Source organism: Neoluteolibacter marinus (genome assembly GCF_014904755.1).
GTDB lineage: Bacteria > Verrucomicrobiota > Verrucomicrobiia > Verrucomicrobiales > Akkermansiaceae > Haloferula > Haloferula marina.
This window is the reverse complement of record NZ_JACZFQ010000018.1, coordinates 22,311-47,575: the sequence shown is the minus strand read 5'-3', so window position 1 is coordinate 47,575 and position 25,265 is coordinate 22,311. Positions and strand designations below refer to the sequence as shown.

General features: G+C 65.0%; 12 protein-coding genes. 6 read left to right on the top strand and 6 right to left on the bottom strand.

Annotated features, from left to right (window positions below; all coding sequences use genetic code 11):
• Nucleotides 1-1,031: type IV pilus twitching motility protein PilT (locus IG178_RS04295; RefSeq protein ID WP_193211285.1), on the top strand; the 1,031-nt coding region annotated here is incomplete at its 5' end.
• On the top strand, nucleotides 1,031-1,696 hold the full coding sequence (locus IG178_RS04290) for a hypothetical protein (protein WP_193211284.1): 666 nt from the start codon (nucleotides 1,031-1,033) through the stop codon (nucleotides 1,694-1,696). The genes IG178_RS04295 and IG178_RS04290, both read left to right, overlap by 1 nt.
• Nucleotides 1,697-1,703: 7 nt before the next feature.
• Here IG178_RS04290 and IG178_RS04285 read toward each other — a convergent pair whose 3' ends face one another.
• Entirely contained in the window at nucleotides 1,704-2,633 is a 930-nt protein-coding gene (locus IG178_RS04285) for a Gfo/Idh/MocA family protein (protein WP_193211283.1), read from the bottom strand.
• A gap of 257 nt (nucleotides 2,634-2,890) precedes the next feature.
• Here IG178_RS04285 and IG178_RS04280 point away from each other — a divergent pair, with 257 nt between their 5' ends.
• The gene (locus IG178_RS04280; RefSeq protein WP_193211282.1) at nucleotides 2,891-4,384 is read left to right on the top strand and encodes a prenyltransferase/squalene oxidase repeat-containing protein; all 1,494 of its coding nucleotides are present in this window, start codon (nucleotides 2,891-2,893) and stop codon (nucleotides 4,382-4,384) included.
• 93 nt (nucleotides 4,385-4,477) lie between these two features.
• Here the strand turns inward: IG178_RS04280 and IG178_RS04275 are convergent, their stop codons facing one another.
• Together IG178_RS04275 and IG178_RS04270 are read right to left on the bottom strand one after the other, a co-directional pair.
• A complete protein-coding gene (locus IG178_RS04275) occupies nucleotides 4,478-4,963 on the bottom strand; it encodes a tetratricopeptide repeat protein (protein ID WP_193211281.1) in 486 nt (161 codons plus the stop codon).
• A gap of 37 nt (nucleotides 4,964-5,000) precedes the next feature.
• On the bottom strand, nucleotides 5,001-5,954 hold the full coding sequence (locus tag IG178_RS04270) for an alpha/beta fold hydrolase (RefSeq protein WP_193211280.1): 954 nt from the start codon (nucleotides 5,952-5,954) through the stop codon (nucleotides 5,001-5,003).
• Between the two features lie 85 nt (nucleotides 5,955-6,039).
• Between IG178_RS04270 and IG178_RS04265 the strand changes: the two genes are divergently transcribed.
• From IG178_RS04265 to IG178_RS04255, 3 genes are read left to right on the top strand one after another with little or no spacing between them, the layout of a single operon-like run.
• The gene (locus IG178_RS04265; protein WP_193211279.1) at nucleotides 6,040-6,810 is read left to right on the top strand and encodes an ABC transporter ATP-binding protein; all 771 of its coding nucleotides are present in this window, start codon (nucleotides 6,040-6,042) and stop codon (nucleotides 6,808-6,810) included.
• Nucleotides 6,807-8,414: a hypothetical protein gene (locus tag IG178_RS04260; RefSeq protein WP_193211278.1), complete on the top strand. Its 1,608-nt coding sequence runs from the start codon at nucleotides 6,807-6,809 to the stop codon at nucleotides 8,412-8,414. The genes IG178_RS04265 and IG178_RS04260 overlap by 4 nt, the downstream gene beginning before the upstream one ends.
• A 3-nt stretch (nucleotides 8,415-8,417) precedes the next feature.
• The gene (locus tag IG178_RS04255; RefSeq protein WP_193211277.1) at nucleotides 8,418-9,251 is read left to right on the top strand and encodes a methyltransferase domain-containing protein; all 834 of its coding nucleotides are present in this window, start codon (nucleotides 8,418-8,420) and stop codon (nucleotides 9,249-9,251) included.
• A 49-nt stretch (nucleotides 9,252-9,300) separates the two neighbouring features.
• On the opposite strand, the gene IG178_RS04250 is transcribed toward IG178_RS04255, so the two are convergent.
• From IG178_RS04250 to IG178_RS04240, 3 genes are read right to left on the bottom strand one after another with little or no spacing between them, the layout of a single operon-like run.
• Nucleotides 9,301-21,531 (bottom strand): Ig-like domain-containing protein, encoded by a 12,231-nt coding sequence (locus IG178_RS04250; protein ID WP_193211276.1) that lies wholly within the window; start codon nucleotides 21,529-21,531, stop codon nucleotides 9,301-9,303.
• Between the two features lie 26 nt (nucleotides 21,532-21,557).
• Nucleotides 21,558-22,562 carry a peptidylprolyl isomerase gene (locus IG178_RS04245; RefSeq protein WP_193211275.1) on the bottom strand — a complete coding sequence of 335 codons (1,005 nt, stop codon included), beginning with the start codon at nucleotides 22,560-22,562 and terminating at the stop codon, nucleotides 21,558-21,560.
• Nucleotides 22,563-22,581: 19 nt separating this feature from the next.
• The gene (locus IG178_RS04240) at nucleotides 22,582-25,230 is read right to left on the bottom strand and encodes a cadherin-like domain-containing protein (protein WP_193211274.1); all 2,649 of its coding nucleotides are present in this window, start codon (nucleotides 25,228-25,230) and stop codon (nucleotides 22,582-22,584) included.
• Between the last annotated feature and the right edge of the window lie 35 nt (nucleotides 25,231-25,265).

The following is a 25,265-nucleotide window of genomic DNA, read 5'->3' as shown; positions in this document are numbered from 1 at the left end:
CCGCCTGGGCCCCGCCGGCCGCCCGGGTCGGCGCCAACCTGGTCCCGCTGGAGGACTTCCTGCTCGACCCGGAAACCTGCAAGCGCCTGATCCTGGACACCTTGTCCGAGGCCCAGCGGGCGAAGCTCGAGGAAAACTGGGAGCTGGACTACGCACTGCACCTCGAGGATGTCGGGCGCTTCCGCGGCAATGTTCACATCGCCCGCGGCTCCCACGAGGCCGCCTTCCGCTACATTCCCCAACACATCCCGGAACTCGGCGAACTGGGCCATCACGCGGTCATCCACGACATTTGCCAGCTCCGCCGCGGGCTGGTGCTCGTCACCGGCATCACCGGCTCGGGCAAATCGACCACGCTCGCGTCGATGGTGCGACGGATCTCCGAGAACCGTTCCGGGGTCATCGTGACCATCGAGGACCCCATCGAGTTCGTCTACACCCACGCCAGCTGCCTGATCAAGCAGCGCGAGATTGGCGCCGACACCCGCGGCTTCCCGGTCGCACTGCGCCAGGCCCTGCGCCAGGACCCGGATGTGATCGTCGTCTCGGAATTGCGCGACCTGGAGACCATCCGCATCGCCCTCACCGCCGCGGAAACCGGCCACCTCGTCCTCGCCACCTTGCACACGCTCGACGCCCCGCAGTCGATCGACCGCCTCGTCGACGTGTTCCCCGCCGACCAGCAGCCGCAGATCGTCACCCAGCTGGCCGGCGTGCTGGAAGCGGTCGTCTCCCAGCGCCTGATCCGCCGCGCCGACGGCGAAGGCCGCATCCTCGCTTCCGAGGTCCTGCGCGCGAACCACGGCCTCCGCACCTGCATCCGCGAGCGCAAGCTGGAGCAACTGGTCGGACTGATGGAGATCGGCTTCAAGGACGGCAACCGCACCATCGACCAATCGATCGCCGGGCTGCTCGAGAGCGGCTACATCACCCGCGACGAGGCCCTCTTCCACTGCCGCGAGAAGCGCAGCTTCGAGGAACCTGCGCCGGGCCAGACGGAGGCGAAGAAACCCAAGTCGATCTGGACCTGATGGACCCGCGCGTCGCCGCCACCCTGAAATGGGCCCTGTTCTGCCTGATTGCTTTCGTCGCCTTCGTCATCGGCTCGAAGCACTACAAGAAATTCGCCCGCAAGGAGTCCCTGGCGGAGGAAATGCGCACGCTGGTCGCGGACTCGTCCTTCTACCGTTCGGTTTCCGGGGACGCCGCGCGGGCAACCCTGCTGAAAGGCATCGCGATGGTCGAAGAAGCGCGGTCGCTGGGCCTCGAGCCCACCGCCTACTTCGACCTGGTCTTCAAACACGAGGAAAGCTTCCTTTCCACCGACACAAAGGGGACCGAGCATCCGATCCGCGAGAAGCTGGTCCGCGAAACTCTGATCCGCGGCTACCAGCACGCGCAGCAGCTGGATTTGCTCGGCGACCGGGATGCGATCTCCGTGCTGAGGGAAGGCGAGCTCCCCGACGTCACCCCGAAACCGGTGTTTGCCTACATCATCGACCCCGCGCTCTCACCGGGACTCGAGAAAGTGGTCCCGAACCTCGACCTGCGTCCGCCGGGAGAACCCGCGAAAGAACCCACCGACCTCGAGATCACCGCGGCCCGCGTGCTCGCCGGCGACCTCCAGAGCGCCATGATCATCGACTACGAGGGCGAGCGGAAGATCACCGACCAGTTGCGGCCGCGGCAGAAGTGAAGCCCGCTCAGGCAGGCTCCACTTGGCCGTGGATGCGGCGGGTGATTTCCAGCGCCAGTTCCAGTGCCGCGGCTCCCTGTTGACCGGTGACCGCCGGGTCCTTCCCATGGGCGACGCTGGCGATAAAGGCCTCGAGCTCGTGCTTCAACGGCTCCCCCTTCTCCACTTCCACCTCGGCGCGCTGGATGCCCATGCCTTCCTTCCAATGGATCTGGCCGGCCTGCTCCTGGTAGTCGAGCGACAGGTAGCAATCGGACTGGAAGACCCGGATCTTGCGCATCTTTTCCGGGCTGATGCGGCTGGCGGTAATGTTGGCAACGCAGCCGTTCTCGAAGCGCAGCCGGGCGTTGGCGATGTCCTCGGAGGGCATCAGCACGGGAACGCCGACCGCATCAATGCTGACCACCGGGGAATTGACGAGGTGCAGGATGATTTCCAGGTCGTGGATCATCAGGTCCAGCACCACGCCGATGTCGATGCTGCGGTTCGGAAACGGCGAAAGCCGGTGGGCCTCGATGAACACCGGGCGGGTCAGCCGCTGCTCGAGCTGGCGGAGCACCGGATTGAAGCGCTCGATGTGGCCGATCTGCAGGATCCGCCCGCAGCGCTTCGCGGTTTCGACCAGCGCCGCCGCATCCTCGACCGACGGTGCGATCGGCTTCTCCATCAGGACGTGCGCGCCCTTTTCCATCAACAGGCAGCCGACTTCGCGATGGGCGATGGTCGGCACGGCCACGCTGACAGCATCGGCCAGCTCCGCGAGTTCCTCCAGCGAGGCCACCGGCACCGTGCCAAACTCCTCCGCCACCGCTTTCGCCCGCTCCTGGTCGGCATCGTAGACCCCGCAGAGCTGCGCGCCGGGAATGAGGCTGTACACGCGGGCGTGGTTGCGCCCCATCGATCCTGCTCCCGCCACCCCTGCTCGAATCAAGTCCATGCCTGCTTCCTACTCCCTGCGGCGGATCCCGGGCAAGTCCTTCACGGGGCATCGTGCACCCGCCGACCCCGCGAAAACCCTACCTCGGCCCGGGATCAGGGTCATCGACCCCCAAAAAACGGAAAAAACCGAAAAATCGCCCTAAGATCCCCGGCCGACAGGCGTTCCGGGCGCAGAATTCATCCGTCTCCGGCGAGCTTTTCGGCTGGCCACCCCGCCGGCCCGACGTAATTTCCATTCCAACAACCCGCCCATCCATGAGTCTCCACGCCCAGCTTAGCCCCGAAGCCCAGGCCCGCCTCCAGGCCCAGCGCCGGAATTCGACGATCTCCTCGGTGATCATCTCGATTCTCGTGCTGGTGCTGATCTGCCTGATCCTCGCCTTCATTTTCCTCGATCCGTTCCTGAAGGAAACGCCGGTGATCGTCAGCTATCAGGGCACCGTGGCGCAGGATGAGCAGCTCGAGGTCAAGAAGATGAACAACTCGGTGGAGCGCAAGCCCTCCGCCCCGTCCTCCTCGATGGCCAAGGTGATCGCAGCGACCACGATGTCGCCAACGGCCGTTCCGGTCCCGGAGATCGACGTTCCGGACCCGTCCACCGATTTCGGCAATGGCGATGACTTCGGCGATGGCTGGGGCTCCGGCGGTGATGGCGGCGGCGGCGGCGGCTTCGGCAACATCCCGGCCACCATGCGCAAGCGCTGCTCGCCGGAGGATCGTATCGCCCGCCTTACCGAGAATGGCGGAACCCCGCAGTGCGAGGAGACCGTCGTCAAGGGCCTGCGCTGGCTCAAGTCGACCCAGAATGCCGATGGCAGCTGGACCGGCAACAACCAGTGCGCGATGACCGGCCTGGCCCTCCTCGCCTACCTCGGCCACTGCGAAACCCCGCTTTCGGAGGAATTCGGAGATTCCTGCCTCAAGGCCATCACCTACCTCGTCGACCGCGGGATGAAGAACAACGGCCTGCTCTCCTCGACGGCCGAGAACAATCCCAAGCCCTACGAACACGGCATCGCCACCTACGCCCTCGGCGAAGCGGCCACCTTCTGCAAGCAGCTCAACATCACGGTGCCCAACCTGATGGAGGTCACCCGCAAGGCCGGCCAGCTGATCATCGACAACCAGCACAAGAGCGGCGGCTGGGACTACGGCTACTCCGTTGACAGCGACCGCGGCGGCGACCTCTCGGTGGCGGCTTGGCAAATCCAGGCGCTCAAAGCCTGCAAGCACACCGGCATCGAATTCAAGGGCCTGAACCGCTGCGCCCGCAAGGCCCTCGACTACGTCGAAGCCCGCTCGCAGTCCAGTGGCGCCTTCGCCTACGACAAGAACGGCGACTCCCACCTGCCGAACAAATACTATTCGCTCACCGGTGCCGGCATGCTGTGCCTGCAAATGTGGGACAAGGCCTCGGCTCCGAAGGTCCGCGGCGGCGCCAAGTACATCGAGGAGAACTCCAAGTTCAACTACGGCACCAAGGACGCCGACCTCTACGGCCACTACTACGAGAGCCAGGCGATGATCAACCGCGGAGCCGACCAGTGGAAGAACTACAACAAGATGTTCCGCGACCAGGTTCTCAACAACCAGAACCCCGATGGTTCCTGGAAGGCGCCGAACAACGGCGGCGGCCTGAATGCCACCGGCGCCCAGTATCAGAACAACGTTCACTACCGCACCTGTCTTTGCATCCTGATGCTGGAAGTTTACTACCGCTTCCTACCGGCCACCGGTGGCGGTCATTGAACGGCGCGTCTTTTTTCAAAGCGGTCTCCCCTTGCGGGGAGGCCGCTTTTTTTTGCTCCGGGCGGAGAACCCACCGCGCGGGTCGGGAGACGCTCAGGAATCCATCTGCCCGGCGATCCACGGACGGATCGCCGCAAGGTCGGGATCCCGCACCGCCATCCGCAGGATCTGCTCAGGATCCGTCGCAATGGCGCGGGCCAAGCGGGTGCGGGCCTCGTCGAGGTCGCCACGGACACAGGCGTAGCAGGCGAAATTATAGAGAATCAAACCGTGCCGGGGATGGTGCCGCAGAGCTTCGGACAAAACCTCCTCCGCCGCGTCGAGCGAGCGCGACCGCCGGGTGGCGTAGGCACACTGGACCCACCAGCTAGGGTCCCCCGGCTCTTTCCGGGTCATCGGGACGCAAAGGTCGGCTGCCGCCTGCCATTCGCCGAGACGGAACAAGGCGTCGACCCGCAGGTGGCGGGCGAAGGATGATTCCACCGCCAGCTCGTCCAGTTCCGCCAGCGCGTCTTCGGGCATTCCCAGTTCCAGGAACCCCATCGCCCGGCGGCAGGCGGAATCAACATCGTCGGACACCCGGCCACCGTTGCAGGTTGCGGCGACCCGTCCAAGGCTAGTTCGGAGCCGACAGGAATTCCGCCGCCCGGGCTTCCGCCCACGATTCCCCGCCGCCGGCATAGAACCCGACATGGCCACCCCCGTCCGGAACCTCGAGGTGGAAGGTGCCACTCTCCCGCGCCTCCTCGCGTGGAAAGCATCCGGGTCCGAGAAACGGGTCGTTGGCGGCGTTCACCAGCAAGGCGGGAATGCGGATCGCCGGGAGACAGGACCGGGAGCTACTGCGTTCCCAATAGTCGGCCGCATCCCGGAAGCCGTGGAGCGGGGCGGTGTAGCGATCGTCGAAACCGCGGAAATCCCTGACGCCACGGAGGCCCGAGAGGTCGATCTCATCCGGAAAGCGCGGCTGCTTCTGGCGGAGCTTCGACCGCAGGCAGCGCAGGAAGCGCTCCATGTAGATTCGGTTGGAGCCCGCCGAAAGCCGCCGCGACGAGCAGGCCAAGTCGCAGGGAACCGAGAACGCGACCGCCCGGTGCAGGCGCTCCGCCGGCTTTCGCTCGCCGAGGTATTTCAGGGTGATGTTGCCGCCCAGGCTGAATCCGATGAGATCCACCTGCTCCGCCGGGTGCACCGCGAGCGCATGGCGGACGACATGGTCGAGATCCTCGCTCGCACCGCTGTGATAGAAGCGCAGCAAGCGGTTCGGCTCGCCGCTGCAGCCGCGGCAGTTCCAGGCCAGCACGTCCCAGCCGCGGCGGCGCAAGGCCGCGGCCATCCCCTGGATATAGGTGGCCCGCGAACTCGCCTCGAGGCCGTGGGACAAGATCACCAGGCGCCGGCTTCCCCCACCCGCCCAGTCGAGATCGAGGAAGTCGCCGTCGGGAAGTTCCAACCGCTCACGACGTTGCGTGACCACCGGAACCCGCCGGAAAACGGCCGGATAAATCGTCTGCAAATGCCCGCCCGGCAGGAAGGCGGGCGCACGATAGCTGGACGGGACGAGCGGCACGACGGGAGGATCGATAGGACCCGCCGGTGTCCGCGGCAAGTGCGCCCTCGCCTTTTCCCCGCCCTTGCCCCAAAACCACCGGCGGATGATTTCCCTCCATCGTCTCACCAAGCGATTCGGCCTCCAGACAGCCGTGAACGAGCTGACCTTCGACATCCCGGCCGGCCAGATCGTCGGACTGCTCGGCCCCAACGGTGCCGGCAAGTCGACCACCCTGAAAATGTTGACCGGGATGCTGGCGCCGTCCTCAGGGACGGCGACCATTTGCGGTCACAACCTGCTGCAGGACCCGATGGCGGTGAAGCGGAACGTCGGCTTCGTGCCGGACTCCGGCGCCGTCTTCGAGTCGCTGAGCGGACTGGAATACCTCGAGATGATCGCCGCCCTCTACGGGATCCCGGCCGACGCCGCACGGGAACGGATCCGCCAGTTCATCGCCTTCTTCGACCTGAGCTTCGAAACGCTGACCGACAAGCTGCTGGGCGCCTACTCAAAGGGGATGCGCCGCAAGGTGGTGATCACCGCGGCCCTTCTCCACAATCCGCCGGTGGTCTTCTTCGACGAGCCCCTCGACGGACTCGACGCCAACGCGGCCGTCGGCTTCAAGGCCCTGATCCAGACCCTGGCGCGCGAGGGCAAGGCCATCGTCTACAGTTCCCACATCCTCGACGTGGTGGAGCGGGTGTGCGACCGGGTGATCATCATCGACAAGGGCGTGGTCAAGGTCGACGGCCGGCCGGCGGAACTGGTGGCCGAACACGAGGCGCGGTCGCTGGAGCAACTCTTTACCACCTTGACCGGCGGCAATGACCTCGAGCGCAAGGCGGAGGACTTCGCGAAAACCTTCCGGCCATGAATGACGGCGCGCCACCGCCTGTCACGACCCTGCGCCAGCTCTACCTGACGCTGTTCCTGCGCGGCCGCAGTTCCCGTGGACTACAGAAGGACCAGGCACCGAAGTCGGTCGGCGACAAGCTCAAGGGCACCCTGGCGATCTATGCCCTGTCCGGCCTGATTGCCCTGACGCTGACGGGTCACCCGCCGTTCGCCCTGTCCCTCTACCTGCACGGGATGACCTTCTTCTTCCTCGGGATGTTCGTGGCCGCAACCGCAGGCGAGATCCTCTTCAACAAGGACGAGGCGGAGATCCTGCTGCACCGCCCGGTCGATCCGCGGACGCTGCTGTGGGCGAAGGTCGGCGTCCTGGTGCGGGTTTCCCTGTGGATGGCCACCGCCTTCAATCTCGCCGGCCTGTTGATCGGGTCCTTCGGCAAGGGTGGCAGCTGGCTGTTCGCGCCCGCCCACCTCCTGTCCTCTGCCGTCGCAGCGCTGTTCTGCTCCGGGAGCGTGGTGCTGCTCTATCAGGCGTGCCTGCGATGGTTCGGCCGCGAGAAGCTCGACAACCTGATGACCACGACCCAGGTCCTGATGGCCGTGGTACTGGTAGCCGGCAGCCAGTTCGTGCCGCATCTCCTGCTCGGGATGGAAAAGTCGCCCGAAGGCATCTTCAACCGGTGGTGGATCCACCTCCTCCCGCCCGCGTGGTTCGCGTCGCTCGACGAGGTGCTCACCGGCCGCGGCGGCGGGGCGCACTGGATCATGGCCGGCACGGGCGTGACGGTGACCGCGGCGGTCCTGGCGCTGGCTTTCGGGAAAATGGCAAAGGCCTACGAGGAGGGGTTGCAATCGCTCGCGGAGTCTCAACCGCGAAAGCCCCGGGCTGCAGGTAAGCGCCGCATCTTGGACCGCCTGACGGAGTTCCCGCCACTCTCCTGGACCTTGCGGGATCCGATCGTGAAAGCCAGCTTCCGGCTGTGCTCCGCCTACATGTTGCGGGACCGCGACATCAAGCTGCGCCTCTATCCCGGGCTCGTGCCGGTCCTGATGATGCCCGCGGTTTTCCTGCTACGGGGCAGCGGTGACTCGGGTGGAGAATTCGGCATCGCGATGGCCGGCGGCTACCTCGGCTTGATCCCTCTGATGGCGATGAACCTCCTCCAGTACTCCCAGAGTTGGCAGGCGTCCGACATCTACCGCCTTGCCCCCGTGCCGGGCCCGGGACCGTTCATCCGCGGTGCGATGCAAGCGGTCGCCCTGATCCTGGTGGTGCCCGGCGTGCTGGTTCTGCTGGTCGTGACTTTCCTTCTCCCCGGCGGGCCGGCCCATGCAGCGATGTTGCTGCCTGGCCTGCTCGCACTTCCGGTCTACGCGAGGATTCCCGGTGCCATCGAAAAGGCGGTCCCTCTCTCCAAACCCACCGAGGAGGCCAAGGCCGGCATGCGCGGAGTGGTGATGTTCCTGATGATGATCTCCGCCTTGATCGTTCCGGGCATCGGGATCGGGGCGAAAATGGCCGGCCACTTCCCGCTGTTCCTTGTCATCGAAGTCGTGCTGGTCGGGATCGTCTGCTACCGGCTCAACCTGGAGATTTCCCGCAAGTCCTGGGACGCCCTCGAGTAGACGATGATCCGCGCGACCACCACCGGCGAGGATGTCGCCACCCACTACGATGAGCTGGACCCGCTCTACCGGAAGTTGTGGGGAGAGCACGTGCACCACGGGCTCTGGGAGACCGGCCGCGAGTCCGCAGGGGAAGCCGTCGATGCATTGAGCCGCCATGTGGCACGCCAGGCAGGAATCCGGGCCGGCACCCGGGTCTGCGACGTCGGTTGCGGCTACGGTGCGACGGCACGCCTGCTGGCGGAGGAGTTCGGTGCGACGGTCACCGGGATCACCATTTCAGAAAAGCAGTACCACGGGGCGCGGGCCCACGGCGGAGACAATCCGGCCTTCCTGCTCGGCGACTGGCTGGCGAACGATCTTCCCGACGCAAGCTTCGACGCGGTGATCGCGATCGAAAGCACCGAACACCTGCCCGATGTCGCCCGCGGCATCGCCGAGATGGCCCGGGTCTTGCAGCCCGGGGGAAAGCTGGTCATCTGCGCGTGGATGGCCGGGCCGGATCCGGAAGCCTGGGAACTGAAGCATCTGCTGGAACCCATTTGCCGCGAGGGCAGGTTGGTAGGAATGGGCAACGAGCATGACTACCGCCGGTGGCTTCTGCAAGCCGGTCTTCACCTGGATCACACGGCCGACTTGAGCGACAAGGTCCGCAAGACCTGGCCGATCTGTATCCGCAGGACGGTCGCCGCGTTCTTCCGTGACCGGGAGATGCGGCAGTTCCTGCTCGACGATCATCAGCGCAACCGCGTCTTCGCCGTGACTTTGGTGCGGATCTGGATGGCTTACCTGACCGGAGCCATGCGCTACGCGGTCTTCACCGCGGAAAAACCGTGATCCATGACATGCCGCCGCGCAGCCCTTGCACGGCGGATGAATGGTATTCTCAGGAACCGGCAACCACCCGGACGAAGACCTTGGTCGCCGGAGAGGCCAAGGTGACCGTCGCGGTCATCGTCAACTCGCCGGGTGTCACTTCAGCCGGAACCAGCACCACCCCGTCTCGCGACCAGACCAGGTTGTCGGTCGACCACTCGACGTGGACGTCGCCCAGCGGGAACTCCGCGGTGATCGGGAAGGTCAGCGAAACCTGTGTGTCACTGATTCGCACGAAGACCAGCGGGGACGGCTCGCTGGCTCCCGGGTCGGTGCCGAAGAGCATTTCAAGCAGGTTGGAGTTCGCATCGTGGTCCGGATTTGCAGCCGAGCCCCAGACAGAAGCCTCCAACAGCGGGTTGTCGACCACCGCTTGTGAGAACTGGGTCACCGCCCACGCAAGGTAGGCGGAGTCGAGCACGGACCCCGATCCGGCATCCACCGAAATGCTGAACACGTTCGAGAGGATCCGAGATCCCAGCGGATTGGTGGCGTGCAGAACCAGATCGTAGCTGGCCGAGTTCCCGCTGACCGGGGTTCCGGAGAAGGTTCCCGTGATGGGGTCGAACGACAGCCAGCCGGTCGGCGGAAGCGGATCACCGTTGCTGAGCTGGACACCGATCTGCAGCTGCCCCGGCGAAACCGGGTCGTCGAAGGTGGCCCCATCGATCGTGAAGTTGAACAATGAGTCGATCACCGCAACCTGGTCAGGCACTTGCAGCGTGAGGCGCGGCCCAAGGTCATAGTGGAATTTCAGGACGCGCGCGCTGCCCGCATTCAGGATGTTCAGGGCATTGACACTGTCGGTCGGCGCGCCGGCCACCCCGATGAAGCCATCGATGGCCACCGCGGTGCCGTATTGGTCCGCCGCCGAGGGCTCGCTGGCCGTCAAGCGGTCGATCCCCGTCCATACGGGTGTCACACCGGGCGTCCTGCGATAGACTTCCACCGAACCGCGGAGATTGACCGAGGTCTGGTTCGGGCCAGGCGCCCCGATGAGAACCAGGTCGTCGGAGATGCTCACGGCATAGCCGAAGTTGGCGGAAGGAATCCCCTGGTAGGGCTCGATGCGGCTGACCAGTCCCCAGACATTCGTGCCACCGGCATTGCGCTCGTAGATGCGGGCGCTGCCGGGCTTGAAGGAATTCGACGGGTTCCCTGGCGAGTGAACGCCGACCACGATCCTGTCCCCGGAAACATCGACCGAGAAACCGTAACCATAGTAGTTGGGAGTGTCCGGCGCGCCGAACTCGTCAAGTCGCTTGACCTCAGCCCAGAGGCTCGACTCGTCGGCCCGGGTGAAGACATACGCCGCACCGGTGTTCCAGTTGGCGCTGTTCGTCCCGCTGTTGGCACCATGCGAGCCAATGACCGCGGTATTGCCGTCCAATGCCAGCGACGATCCGAAGAACTCGCCATCGCCGATCAGACCGCTGGAGCGGAGTTCCGTCGCAAGCAAGGTCTGCGACAGCGTCCAGTTGGTGGGGCCGCCGGCTCCGCGGACGAAGGCGTAGGCCCGTCCCGCCCGCGGGGCACCCGAGCGGTTGGAATTCGGTGCGCCGACCAGCACGGTGCTGCCTTGGATCGCCACGCCGGTCCCGAAAGAGTCCCCACCCGATCCGTTCGGAGCGGGAGAAACCAGCTTCGCGACCTGCGACCAGGCATTCGGGTTCACCGGATCCCGATGGAAGATGTAGGCGGCACCGGCATTGTTGGCTCCAGGAACGTCCGCATCGGGAGCGCCGATGACCATGTAATCCCCGTCAATCGCGACGGCCTGGCCGAAGCGGTCACCGGCGATGGTGTCAGCCCCGATGAGCGTCGCCACTTGTCCCCAAGGGGCACCGAGTCCGGCGTCGCGTTCATAAACATCGACACGACCGGCATCCACCAATGAGGTGTCACGTGCGGGTGAGCCGACCACCATCGTGTTGCCGTCAATTGCCACGCTGGTTCCAAAGGCGGCACCGCCTTGGCTGACATCCTCGCCGGCCACGCCCAGGGGCAGCAACCGGTCGATCTCGGCATGGAGAACCACCACGGTGGTCACGGTATCCACCACCGGCGGGGCAAACCCGTCGTCGATCGAAACCGTCAGGCCGACGATCTCGGGAACGAGAGCCGTCACCCGTTCACCGGGCGTCGGCTGGAACACCAGGCCGCGCAGGGCGACGGAAGACTCCGCCGGGGTCCCGTGGAAGACATAGCTGCCGCTGCCGGCCGGCGATTCGACGAAGCCGCCGAGATTGGTGAAGATTCCCTTGATCGCATTGTCGAGCTGGACCGTCACCGTCTGGGGCTGGACCGTCAGGTCGTCGATGTCGGTGATATTCACCCCGGCGAAGGGATGCAGGGTCGAACGCTGGTAGAGCTTCTGTCCCGCCACCGTGCCGGTGATCACCGGGAGGTCGTTCACCGGTGTCACCACGGTGACCGCGGAATCAACGATCACCGGCTCCGCCGTGAATCCATCGTCCAGGCTGACCAGGAAAAGCGTGTCTTCCGTGGTTCCGACCGTGATGCGGTCGATGATCGGGGTGAAGACCAGCCCGCGCAGGGCTGCGGTGATCTCGGCCGCCGTGCCGTAGAACTCGAGGACCCCCGGGCTGATCTCGGTGAAGCCTCCGCCCAGCACGCCGTGACCGATCGGATAGGTGATCCGCATCCGGACCGGCTGTGCCCGCTGGTCGTCGTATTCAACCACCGTCGCATTGGCGAACGGCATGACCGGATCCGTGTCGAGCGTGTTGGTCTGGACGGCATTCAGGATCTTGGGCGCGTCGTTGACCCCGGTGACCGTGATCGAAGCTACCGCGGAGTCACGGTCTTCGCCAGGCGCATGGATGTCGAGACGGGCGGTTCCAGGATACTCGCAACCGCTGTCATCGATGACCCAATAGGTCAGTTCGGCGCGACCCACGAAGCCCGCGTCGGGAGTAAACGTGACCACGTCACCGGCTGCCACGGCGTCACCGGCCGAAGCGGGATCCACGGTGATCACCCGCCCGGTCGCGAGGGTGAAGTCGGCTTGGGCCGGATCCGGCGTCGCGGGGAAGGAGGTCACCAGCACGCCGTCGTTGGCGACAACGTCCAGATTCATCGGACCACTGCCGGCGAGCAAGGTGAAGGCATCGTCGCTGACGCTGATGTCGCCGACCCGCACGATGACCTCGCCGAATCCGGTGCCACCGAGTCCGTCGGACACCCGGTAAGTGAAGCGCTCGGTGCCGACAAATCCCGGCTGCGGGGCGTAGAGGATGTCATTGCCGATGATCTGCACCGCGCCGCCGCCCTGGGCTTGCCGGATGCCGGCGGGATAGGCGTCCTCCAGCAGCAGTCGATTGAGCACGATCAACTGCTCGCCGGAGACTCCTTCGTCGAGGAGACCCTGGGTTTGCTCGCGGAGCACGACGCCGGCGAAACGGGTCGCATCGTAGATCGAGGCACCGGACTCCACCACGTCGTTGAACTCACTGACCAGCGTGTTGAGCAGTTGCACCGTCGAGGTGGCCGGATCGGCGAGCAGCGATTGCGAGGCCGGACTGAAGCGTGTCCACAGGAACTCCGACACCGGATCCGCCCGGGCCTCGAGAACCGCGGCGAAGGCGGCCGCATCCGGGAAGTCGCCGTTGAGGAACGGTGAACAGACGTTCGAGGTCGCCGGCGTGACCGTCGTGATGTCCCAGCCCGCGGCACTTGCGGGCAACACGCTGTCGTTCGCAAGCACCGGCAGCAAGGTGCCCGTCGAATCGCTGCGGACACTGAAGACGTCGTTGTTCGTTTCGAGATCGCGAACACCGACGCGGTCGAGTACTTCGATGCGGATGATCGCCTCCGAGCGCGCCGTCCCGCCCGCCGAAATCTCGTAGCTGAAGGTCTCCACATACGGGAAAGTCTCATTCGCGGGCGAAGGAGTGTAGAGCAGTGCTCCCCCGTCCTCGATGATGGACAAGCTCCCGCGGACCGGAGGATTGTCCGGATTACCGGCATCCATGCCGGTAGCGGTGATGAAGAGCAACTGTCCGGCATCCGGGATCACCCGGTCGTTCGAAAGCACCGCGAGACGGTTGTCCGAGCTGCCGCGGAAAACGAAGAACGAGTCGCCACCCGCCACCATCGCCCCGATGGTCGATCGGACGGAGACGCGGGCGGTGTCAAAGGAGTCGCCATCGGTCACCGTGTAGGTGAACGACTCCACCCCGCTGAAGCCGGGAGCGGGAGTGTAGATGATCTTCTTGAAGTCGGCGCTGATGTCCACCGAGCCACCCTGATCCGGGGCGTCGGGTCCGGTTCCGATCGCGGCAACCGACAACTGACCGGGCAGGTCGGAGATCCGCAGGTCGTTGGAGAGCACCGGCAACTCGTTGGCCTCGCTGTCGGACTGGACGGTGAAATAATCGCTGCTCGCGCGGATGCCGCTGGCGATCACCACCACGGTTACCGTCCCGTTCGCGGTGCGCCCGGTGGCGTCGCTGATGGTGTAAGTGAAGTCCTGCTGACCGGTTGCACCTTCCGCGGGGTCGAAACGAAGGACCGAGCCGTCCGGGGCGACGCTCATGGTGCCGAGGGCAACGGAGGTCGGCGTGACGCCGGAAAGGGTCACCTGGCCTCCCCCACCCTGAAGCACGTTATCATTCGCAAGGACGTCGAGCGAGGTGATGCCGTCATCGTCGGTTTCCGCCGGATCGTCGAAGGCGACGCTGTAAATGTCGCTGTTGGTCGTGAGGTATCCGACCTGGATCGTGACCAGTGCCGTGCCGGTGCCGCCGAAGCCGTCGACGGCGGTGTAGCTGAAGGTGTCGGTCCCCAGGAAGCCCGCCGCCGGGGTGTAGGAGAGGGCCGCGTCGTTGAGGATGGTAACCGTCCCGTGGGCCGCCGCGGTGACGGACTCGATCAACAACGCCTCGCCCGTTCCCGGCAGGATGTTGTCGTTTTCGAGCACGTTCAGGACGACCTGGTTGCTCGAGGCGGGAACACTGAACGTATCCGCACGCACGTTGAGCGTGTTCTTCCGGTCGACGACCAGAACGGTGACCGTCGCGGTCGCCGTGGCCGTGCCACCGCCGGACATGGTGTAGCCGAAGGTCTCGGTATACGGGAAGACGAGTGCCGCCGGATCCGGCGTGTAGCGGACCGATCCATTCTCGATGGCCGCCGTGCCGCCTTGGTCGGGAGCGGAGGAAATGGTCACGAGCGTCAAGGGATCGCCGGTGGCCGGAATGATGTTGTCATTGGCCAGCACATCGAGAAGCGGCGACTGCCCGGTCGCGACCGAGAAGCTGTCGGCATTGGCGCGAAGGTTGCCGTTCAAGCGGTCCACGGTGACCCGGGCGGTCACCCGGGCGCTGTCGCGGTTCCCGATGTCATCCTCGATGGTGTAGACGAACACCTCGTCTCCGACGAAGCCGGTTTCCGGGGCGTAGATGAGCGATTGGTCGCCGTTCAGCACCACGGTGCCGCCGGCGCTCGGCGGACCGACCTCGACGATCCGTCGGCCGGTGGCGAGCCCCTCGAGGTTGGTATCGTTGTCCAGCACCTTGAGCTCGATGTTCTCGCGATCGGCCGCGATGCGGTAGATGTCGTCGTTGGCGAACAGGAAGCTGCCGTCGAGCAGGGTGTAGGTGAAGGTGTCGAGATAGGTCTGGCCCTCGGCGAGGCCCTGCAGCGTGAAAGTCGGACCGCCGGGGCTGTCGGAGAACACCGAGCCGCGGGGATCATAGAGGAAGGTGCTGGCAACGACATTCCAGGTTCCCCCGCCAAGCGAGGAGAAGCCCGCGTCGTAAGCGACCGGAATCGAGAAACTGTTGTCGTCGATGCGGGTGATCACGAACTGCCCGGTAAGCTCGCCGCTACCGAGCAGGACCACTTCCTCGCCGCTCTGCAGCCCGTGTGCCGTGCTGTTGACCGCGGTGGCAGCCGGGACGCCGGAAATCTGCGCGAATCCGTCAATGGTGCCGTCACGAAGGTCGCGGACGACATTCACCTTGGCCCCGAACACCGTGGTGGCGACATCGGCGACCGGCAGCAAGGACTTGCGGTTGTCGGGGAGATGGGTGTTCACGTCGATCTCCAGCCCGCTGTCCAGCAAGCCGGGAGGTCCCACCTCGAGAAGCGACTTCTCGGGGGTGGTGAGAGCGACCGCCGATGCCTGCGGTTGGTCGTTGCGACCTTCCACCAGGACGGCGACCAGCGATTCCACCTTCGCGATGCCATCGGTGATGGTAATGACAAAGGTGTCGATGATCCGCTCCTTGAAGGCCAATGCCTGGAGCTTGGGAGCGGAAGACGGATCGTAGGTCAGGGTCATCCCGTCGGGACTGATCGACACCTGCGCCCCCTCGCGGCTGAGTTGCTGGCCGGCCGCAATCTCGATGTTCAATTCGTCAAGGCGATCGACATCGGAATCATTGGCAATGAGATCGGTCCTGGCGAAATCGATCGCCGTGTCTTCGTCGGTCTGGCTGAGCCCGGCAACCACGGAGACGTCGTTGAAGCCTCCGCCCGGCGGACGGATCGCGACATTGACGCCACCCGTCTGGGACGAACCGGGAAGCAGGTAGAGGATCTCGGAACCGGAGAGCAGCTCACCCAGGGTCAGGCCCCCGCCGAGCAAACCATCGAGCGAAGCAAGGCCATCCGGATCGTCTGCAGGAACCGGGGCGTCGTTGACACCGGCGACGTCGATCGAAACCAAGGCGAGCGAGACCGCCCCGTCGTTGTCCTCGACGGCATAGTAGAAACTATCGGTCGCGGAATCCACTTGCCGCAATCCGTTGAGATATTCCGAGACCCGGGGGTCGTAGACGACGTTGGTCTGGATCCGGTTGGCGCGGATCTCCAGGTTGACCTGAGCGCCAAGGGCACTGGTCGTCGCGAGGCGGTTGCTGTCATCGAGCATGGTCCACAAGCCCTTCGCCGGGGCGTCGTCGACGAAGCCGACCGGAATCGTGAAGCTGTCGCCGTCGACGACGGTGATCTCCTGATAACCGTTGTAGGACGGATGGCCGCCATATCCGGAAATCAGGATGACATCGCCGGTCGCGAGCCCGTGACCTGCGGCGGTGACCGTGACCGGAGAGGCACCGGGGGTCCCGCTGTAGCCGGTGATCGGGTTCGCCTGGCAAACGCCGATCACGTGCAATTCGGTGAAGGGATTGTCGTTGGTATCAGGATCCGTGTCATTGGCCAGCAATCCGGTTCCCGCATAAAGGATCGGAGTGGAATAAAGCCCATCGGTGTTGAGCGCCATCCCGGTGGTGGCAAGGTCAGGATCGGCAAAGATCCGCAGCACGGTGTCCTCGTTGGTGCTGACCAGATCGTCGGCCGGTGTCGGGGCGTCGTTGCGACCGAGAACCGAAACCTGAACCAAGGCCTCGTCGCGAGCGCTCGGATCACGGATCTCGACCGCCTGCCAGCGACCGCGCGACAGCGGCGCGGGATTGGAAGTGAAGGCGACGGGAATGCTGAAGGTGTTGGAGTCCACCACCGTGATGGTATGGCTGCCGTTGTAGACCGCCGGGCCGGCATCGCGGATCGTGACCACCTCACCCGATGCAAGGCGGTGGGACGGAGCGGTGACCAGCATCACCCCCGGGCCACCGTCGGCGTATCCGCCGATCGCGCCCCCACCGACATCGATGATCGAGTAGGCGAAGGAATCCGTGACCCGGGCGCCTTCCGGCAGCGAATTGAAGGCAGTGCGGGGATCGAAATCCACGACCACGCCACGCAGGGGGGCCGTGGCGGGATTGACGGTCACGGTCGCACCGGAAGAGGTCTGGATCGTGGACTTGTTGGAGGCCGGCGGAACCGCCGACACGGAGGGGTTCAGGTCGACGACGAACAACTCATCGGAACCATCGGCATCGAGGTCGTTGGCCAGCACGTTCAGCTGGACGAGTTCGTCCTCGGTGATCTCGAACGAATCGTTCACCACGATCGGATAGGCGTTCTCAACCCCGAACGGCGTGCCGCCGGCATCCGCGCCGGGCGAACTGTGGTCGCCGGTGGCATTGAGGAGGACACCCCCGTTCGGCGGGGCCTGGACCATCCCGTGGGGCACGAAGGCCGCGCCCTGGAACTGGGGAGCGAGGGTGATGGAATCCATCGCCGTATCCAGCGAAGCCGTGGGCACGGTGGAGTTCGCGAAGATTGCATTGTAGGCGACCGATTCGACCACCTTGGCACCGTCCGAAGTCGGGGCACGCAACTCGATCCGGCCGCGGAGCTGGAGATCGAGATTCGTGCCGATCGGAGCGGGCAGCGAGATCGATGGCAGCACCACGGGCGTGCTCGCCGACGCCGGCGTGATCATGGTGTCGGCAAGGATGATGCCGAACCCCGGTTTGACCACCTGGGAGCCGGAGAAAACGTGGCGCTTCAAGCCGTTGATCCAGATCTCGTAGCCCGACAGGTCGACGGCGACCTGGTCACGCGGGTTGAAGAACTCGATGAAGTCCGACTCCGCGGGGTCCTGCGACGCGTAGATCTCGTGGATGATCAGCTTGCCGAGGGAATTTGCGTCGATCGCGCCGATGTCCGTCGTGCCGTTGCGGAGCACGCCGCGCTGGTCGACCACCGCGTTGCCGGCGAGTCCGGCTCCAACCGCCGGACTGTCGGGAAGCAGGCGGTGCCCGCGGGTGTGGCCTTCCAGGGTGCTGATCGGAGCCAGCTTGGGATCCGTGTTCCGCTTGTCGCTGACCTTGCTGAGGAGCACGGCCTGCTGCGGCACACCGCCTTGGATCAAGGTCGTGGTGGTGTTGTCATTCGAGAGGTTGCCTCCGTTCGAGACGATCTCGCCACCGCCCGCGACCTGGAGGTTGCGCGCCGAGAAGTCGCCGAACAGCGAGTTGGTCAGCAGCACCCGGGTGTTGGACACGTTGCTGTGGATCGAACTGCCGAGATTCGAAGCGTCGATATTGCCGGTGAACGTGCAGTGGGTGACCGTGGTTTGGAAAAAACGGTTCGGCGTGTCGTTCTCGACATAGAGCGCACCGCCACCGAATCCCGTCGGCGCCGCCTGCTGGTTGCCGGAGAAAGTCGTGTTCAGGAACGAACAGCTGGCGTTCGTGTAGAGGGAAACGGCCCCGCCGCCGAGACCCGACGACGCGTTCAGGCGGTTGCCCTCGAACAGGCAACGCGCAACGGTGAGCGATCCCTCGGCCACGTCGATCGCGCCGCCCCACTGGGTCGCAAGGCAGTTGGAAAGGATGCAGTCCTCGATGACCAGCGAGCCGGCATCAAGGTCCGGTTGCAGGCGGGCGACGGAAATCGCGCCCCCGGTGGCGGCGAAGCCACGCGCCAGGCGGAGCCCCTTGATGTGGACTCCGGCGTAGATCTGGAACAGCTGGACGTCACCGGAATCGGTCGATCCGTTGGCGTTGGAGTCACCGCTGATGGTCAGCTTGTCGGCGCCCGGTCCCATGAAGGAAAGGTGCTTGTCGATGACCAGCGGACCCTTGGCGGTGCTCATCCGGATCACCGCGGGATAGGTCGGCAAGGCGAAGGTGATGATGTCGTTGCTCTTGGCCACCGAGACCGCATGGCGGAGGGTGCCCGGGGTGAGTTCATCGTCCAGCAGGCTGGTCACCAGGAAGTTCCGAGCGTCGCTCTCTAGGATGATCGGCAGCACGCGGGTGGTGACGTTGAGGAGCGAGTCGCTGGCCTGGATGGTGAAATCCGTGCGGCCCGGCTGGTCCGGCGGGAAAAGGTAGCCCGGATCCGGAACGAAGGTCATGCCCTGGATCGAGGTCTCTGCCGTGGTCGAATCCCCGGTGTACTGATAAATGCGGGAACCGGCGGGGGTTTCCTCGAAGCTGCCGAGATCGGTGAGCTCCCCCTTTGCAGCCTCGTCCAGGCTGACCGTCACCACGATTTCGCCCTCGTCCTCGATCGTGACCTTGGCGAACGGCTTGGCCGAAGGGCTTGGATCGATCAGAGCGGGGTTGCTGAAGCTCGGGAAAATCCCGGCGGGATTCTCGGCGGTCAGATCCCAGCTGACTCGCGGGGCACCGTTCACGGCGGTCACCTCGATCTGGGTCAGGCTGTTGGTCCGGGTCGCCGTGTCGTCGGACACGCTGATGGTGATCGTGACGGTCTCGCTGGGGCGGTTGGAAGCGGGTACGAAGATCACCTCACGCAGGTACTCGGTGACCTCCTGGGCGGTACCGACAATCTGCCCAAACTCGTTGATGTGTTCACTGCTGAAGCCGCCCTTCGCGGGATCGTCGAGCGAGAGGGTCACCGTCAGGGTCTGACCCGGGTCCCCGTCGGTGATCATGATGGTGGCGAACGGATAGACCGGGCTGAGTTCGAGCGCGGCGGGGTCATTGGTGGTCCGCAGCAACTCGGTGGTGATCCCCGCGATTTCGGGCGGATTGTTGACGAAGGCAATCTCCAGCGACAGCTCCTCGGTCACCGCCTCACCCATGCCACCCGTCGGATGGATGTCGGTCACCGCCACATCGAAGGTCGCGGTCACGTCGTCGGCCTGCTGGAAGGGCTGGTAGCGGACGGCCTGGACGCCGGTTGCGACTTCCGCGGCGGAGCCGGTGATCGGATTGGTGAGGAACACCAGGTTGCCACGCGTGGTCGCCGAGGTCTCGGTGATGGTCACGGAGTAGGTATCACCAGGATCGGGATCGCTCACGGAAAGCCGGAACGGCTGGGCCTCCGCGCTGTCGCTGATCGACGAAGGGAACAAGGTGGCGGTGACCTCCGGCGAGTTGTTGACGGACTCGACATAAATGTCGCCGACAATGGGTGTGGCCTGAAGCGCCGTCGGCGTGGTCGAATCCTTGACTTCGACCTTGATCCCGAAGTGGTAGATGCCCACCGGCAGGGCATTGGCGAATGGTGTGAATCGGGCCGCACGCAAGGCGGTTTGGGCGGCCGATGGTGTGGCGGCGGTCAGGGTGTAGGTCTTCTCGGTCGCTCCATTGCTGACCGAGGAGCCCGGGAAAGAGAAGGTGCCATAGGTCGCGGCATCGTTCGAAACCGTGACGGTGATCGTCTGGGCGTCGTTACCCGGACGCCCTTGGTCGACGTCGCTGATGGCGAGCAGGCCGAAGATGTCGGCGGGCACCGCGATGCCGGTGTCGCCAACCGGTTCATCGGAGAGCGGGGCGACCTCGGTCCCCTTGAAGGCGCCGCCGAGCACCGGAGGATCGGGAACGGCGGTCACCACGATGTTGAAGGTCTGGATCGCGGACTGGTCGGATCCGCCGTTGGCAACGCCGCCGTTGTCCTTGAGGCGGACGCCGATCGTCGCGGTGCCGTTTTCATCAGCCTTCGTCGTGAAGCTGAGAGTTCCGTTGCTGGCCAGCGACGGAGCGACCTGGAAGATCCCGGGGTTGGTGTTGGAGGTGATCTCGAAGGTCAGCGTCTGGCCGCTTTCGTCGGAGGGCCCGGCACTGATGGCCGTGGCCCAGTTGGTCCGCGTCACCACCCCGGTATCCTCGTCGACGGTCACCGTGGCTCCCTTGGTGAACGACGGGGCGTCGTTGACCGCATTGGCGGTGATCGTGAAGGTCTGGGTGGCCGACTCATCGACCCCGCCATTGGCGGTGCCACCGTTGTCCGTCACCTTGAGGCTGATGGTCGCGGTACCGTTCTTGTTGGCAGCGAAGGTGAAGGACAGGGTGCCGCTGGAGCTGACCGACGGACCGGCGGAGAAAAGATCGGCACGGTCGTTGGCGGTCACCACAAAGCTCACGTTCTGCGAACTTTCGTTCGCCGGGCCGGTGCTGATGGCGGTCGCCCAGTTGGAAATGGAATGGCTTCCGGAATCCTCGTTGAACGTCTGATTCGCACCCTTCGTGAACGACGGCTTGTCGTTGACCGCGTCGAGGTCGAACTGAACCACCCGGTCGCTGGTCGACTCCTCGCCGTTGGCGTAGGCGCGGACGTTGAAGCCGTTGATCACCCCGTTGGAATCGGCCGGCGGGGTCCAGTTCCAGGTAACGCCGACACCCAGAACCGCATCCGCGAGCACCACCTCGGTCCCGTTGCGGAGCGTCCCGCTGATCCCCGACTTGAAGCGGAACTCGATGGTGTCGCCGTCGCTGTCATTCGCGTTGGAAGCAGCCAGCAGGTCCGCGTATGTGATCTGCACCACGGTGTCCTCCACACCAGGAAGGTCGCTGATGTTGGTAAGCGTGGGGGCCGCGGCCGATACCGTGGAAATGGCACCGGCAAACACCAAGCCGGAGAGCAAAGGAAGGAAGCGGGAAGGGAATTCCATGAGAGTGGCGGGAAAAGTGTCGTGACTCAGCGGGCGGCGGAGGCGGGGCGGGAGCTTTCGGGGAAACGGGGAAGGGATTCGTCGGGGGCGGCAGGTGGCCGGGACACCGGCAGATCGATTTTCAGCGCGGCTTCGGCATTCATCTCGACCTTGGCCTGGTCGTGCGCCTCGCCGACAAAGGCGGTTTCAAGCGCGCGGCGTTTGTCGAGCAGCAGGCTTTGACGAAGCTTGCCGGAAACCTCGGCGAGGGGCTGGACGCCACCCGGCCGCGTGTCGGTCTTCATGATCGCATAGAATCCGTCTTCGCCTTCGATGACCGCGCTGCGGGCGCCCTTCGCGAGACCACGACCCGCTTCGATCAATGCCGAGGGAAAGCGGGTGTCGGCGTCCGTCGCCACCCAACCGATGTCTCCGCCACGGTAACGGCTGGCCTGGTCGTCCGAGTATTCGACCGCCAGTGCCCCGAAGCCGGACGCCGCCGGACCACGCCCTCCCGTCGCCGGATTGGCATCGGAGAGATCCAGCGCGGACTCCAGCCGCTTGCGCGTTTCTGCCCGGGCTTCGTCCGATTTCTTGGAGTCGGCCGCGAGGAAAAGGACCGCGAAACGATCGAGTCCCTGGCGATTGAACTCCTCTTTCCTGGACTCGTAGGCAGCCGCGACTTCGTCATCGCTCACCTCGAGTTTGGCGAGTTGCTGGTCGAGATCCTTCTCCCGCAAACGGGCAATCAGCAGGCTCTCAATCCGCCGGCGGGTATCAGGCTCATCCTCCAGTCCCGATTGCCTGGCACGCTCGACCAAGGAAAGTCGATCGACCATTTCCTGCAACAGCACGTCGGCCGCGGGAATCGCCTGGCGGTTGGCCTGACGCCACTCGGCCTCGGCACGCAGATCCTTGGCAGTGATGGGATGCCCCGCGACCATCGCGAGGGCTTCCTCCCCCGCCCCGCCGGATGCCGTCGGGGTCGACTTGTTGCATTGGCCCAGCAAGCAAACCGTTGCGAGGGCCAGGGAGAATCGGGATAGCGACATGAGAGACATGAATGCCGGATCAAGGGTTCTCCGGAGTCTGGATCAGCTGCACCCGCATCGCGGCGGACTTCGCGCCGGAGACAGGGATCTTCGACCGGTAGACGGCGGCACCGGGGTCGTTCGGTGCGACCTGGCGGGTCACATCCTCGACCACCGTGGAACCGGTGAACCACTGGTTGAGATCATTCGAATACTCGACCTGATAGGTAAGGTCGGTCAGCGCCGGCTTGCGGCGGAAGCGCAGCGTCAGGTAGCCATCCTCCATCGTTGCCTTCGGCATGCGGGCGAGCGACGCGGGCTCGAACGGACGCGCCGGATCGACGCTGAACGCGTAGCGCATGATCGTCGACATCCCGCCCTCGGCGGATTCATCCCCGCCCGCCGGCAGCCCGTTGTCCGCCAGCCAGGAGTTGTAGTCGATCTTCTCGGGAACGATCAAAACCTCGGCCGCCGGCGCAGGGATCGCGTAGGACGCATCGGATTTGACGGTCATGCGGATCGACTTCGCCTCGGCAGCGCCGAAGTTCACCGACGGTTTCGGCGTGAACTGGATCAAGCGGGTCGTCTGGCCGGCCGCCAGCGTGACGTAGGGCGTGACATAGTTGTAGTCGACGCCGTTGACCGCCGTTCCTGACAAGGTGAATTGCACGAACACCTCCGGTGACAGCAATCCCCCGCGTCGCATCAAGAGCGCCCCGGGAGCGGAGTCCGCGACGCTTGCCAGGCCGTCCAGCACCTCGAGGCTGATCTGAGGCTTGAGATCCTCGATCACCATGTCGGCGGCGAGATTGCCGGAGATCAGGTAGGAGCCGGAGGAGCCCAGCTCGATGTGAACCGTCTCGTTGAACTCCACGTTAGGATCGACGTAGGGACGGATCACCAGGCTCACCGAATCGGAACCCGCGGGAATCAAGACCGTGGACGGAAGGTTCTGGTAGTCGACCCCGTTGGTGGCATTGCCGCTGATCACGAAATTCACCAGCAGGTCTTCCGTGTTCGAACCCTCGCGGCTGATCGTGAAAATCCCGTCGGTCGGGCCGTTCTCGCTAGCGGTCAGCGAGCTTGCCACGATGCCGATGCGAGGCGGCAGCGAAACGTCGCCCGACTGGATGTTGCCGGCGTAGTAGAGATCTGGAACCTGGCCCGGCTGCAGCGGTGAATTCCTCAGCCGGATGACCAGATCGGTGAATCCGACCTTGGTACCGGCGGCACAGACCTCGACGAGGGCGTCGGCCCCGCTACGGCGGATCCGCACGTAGTCGGTCAACAGGGACGACGAGCCGTTCATCAGGCCGGTCAAATCGAGCACGTCCCCTTCGGCGGGATTGAAGTCGAGGATCTCGTCGGCACCATCGGAAGTGCGAAGGAACAGGAAAGTATCCGCCCCGCGGCCACCGGCCAGGGTATCGGCCCCGGCGTCACCATGGAGGAAGTCGTCGGCAAAACCGCCCGAAAGCACGTCGTCCGAAGGTCCCCCCATCAGGATGTGGGGAAGCTCCCCGCCGAAGGTGGCAAGGTGCGTTTGATAGTCACCCTCCGTCATCCCCGTGGTCGGGGCGGAAAGCCGGTGTTTGCCGGACGTCGCACTGAGGTCGGCAACGAGGTGCCCGTTCTCCCGGGCCAGACGCAGGGCTTCCATCCGCATGCCCTCCGGCGCGCTCGCCGCGGCCACGCCTTCCACCGGCTCGAACAGGCGGATCTGGACGCTTCCGGTCGACTCCGGGTGTTCTGGATTCTCGTCGTTGACCCCGACGTCGAACGAAACCGGGTTTTCGCCGGCGGCGTGCTCGAAGACCAGGCGGCCGGCGAGGACATCGGCTTGGGTGAAGGTGGATCCCACCTCGAGTTCCGTGGCGGTCTCGTCCGGAAGCGGGGTCGCGTTGCGAAACAAGAGCCGGCCCCCCGTTGGCACGGAGTGCACGGTGTAGGTCAGTTGATCGGGCGTGCTGTCGCTGTCGGCGGTCTCCAGCAAGACCAGCGAGGTCGACTCCGAGTAGGCGATGACCTCGCGGGTCACGAGCAGCGGCAGGGTGCTGTCGTGGTTGGGGTCGGTTCCCGCCTCGTATTCACCGAGATTGTTCACGCCGTTGCCATTGAGATCGGTAAGCGCATCGCCCCCGTTCTGCTTGTCGAGGCCGTTCGCGTCCTCCCACCAGTCGGGCATGCCGTCGTTGTCGGAGTCTTGCTGGGCCGCGTTGATCTCAAGGTCCAGACGCATCGCCGATGCGCGCAGGAGCTGGTCGAGATCGAATCCCGAAGTCGCCGGCGCAAGGATTCCCGCCGGGCTTCCGTCCAGGCTGATCGCCACGTGCGACGCGGTGGTCGCGGTGGTGCCGAGCGGCAGGGTCTGCGGCACCTGTTCCTGGCCGAGCATCATCGCCTGGTGCGGGATTCGCAGCAGATACGAGTAGTTGCCACCGTCGAGGACGTCGACGTCACCGGACAGCTCGATCGTGGTGCCGTCGGGCTTGCGGATCGTCCACAGCAGCTCCCCTTCGGTCACCAGCTGGTCGAGGTTCGGATTGCTGCGGTTGAGGATACGGCCATAGACGAGCGTCTCCGGCTCGCCGATGAAGGCGTTGGCCGCGGGCGCACCGAGCAGCAGCAGCGCCAGCCATGCCTTCGGCAAGGAAATCGGACGCCTGGGAGAGGAGCTTCTGGGATTCATGGGAATCGGAGTTGGGTGGAAGAAGGGCGGCGGCT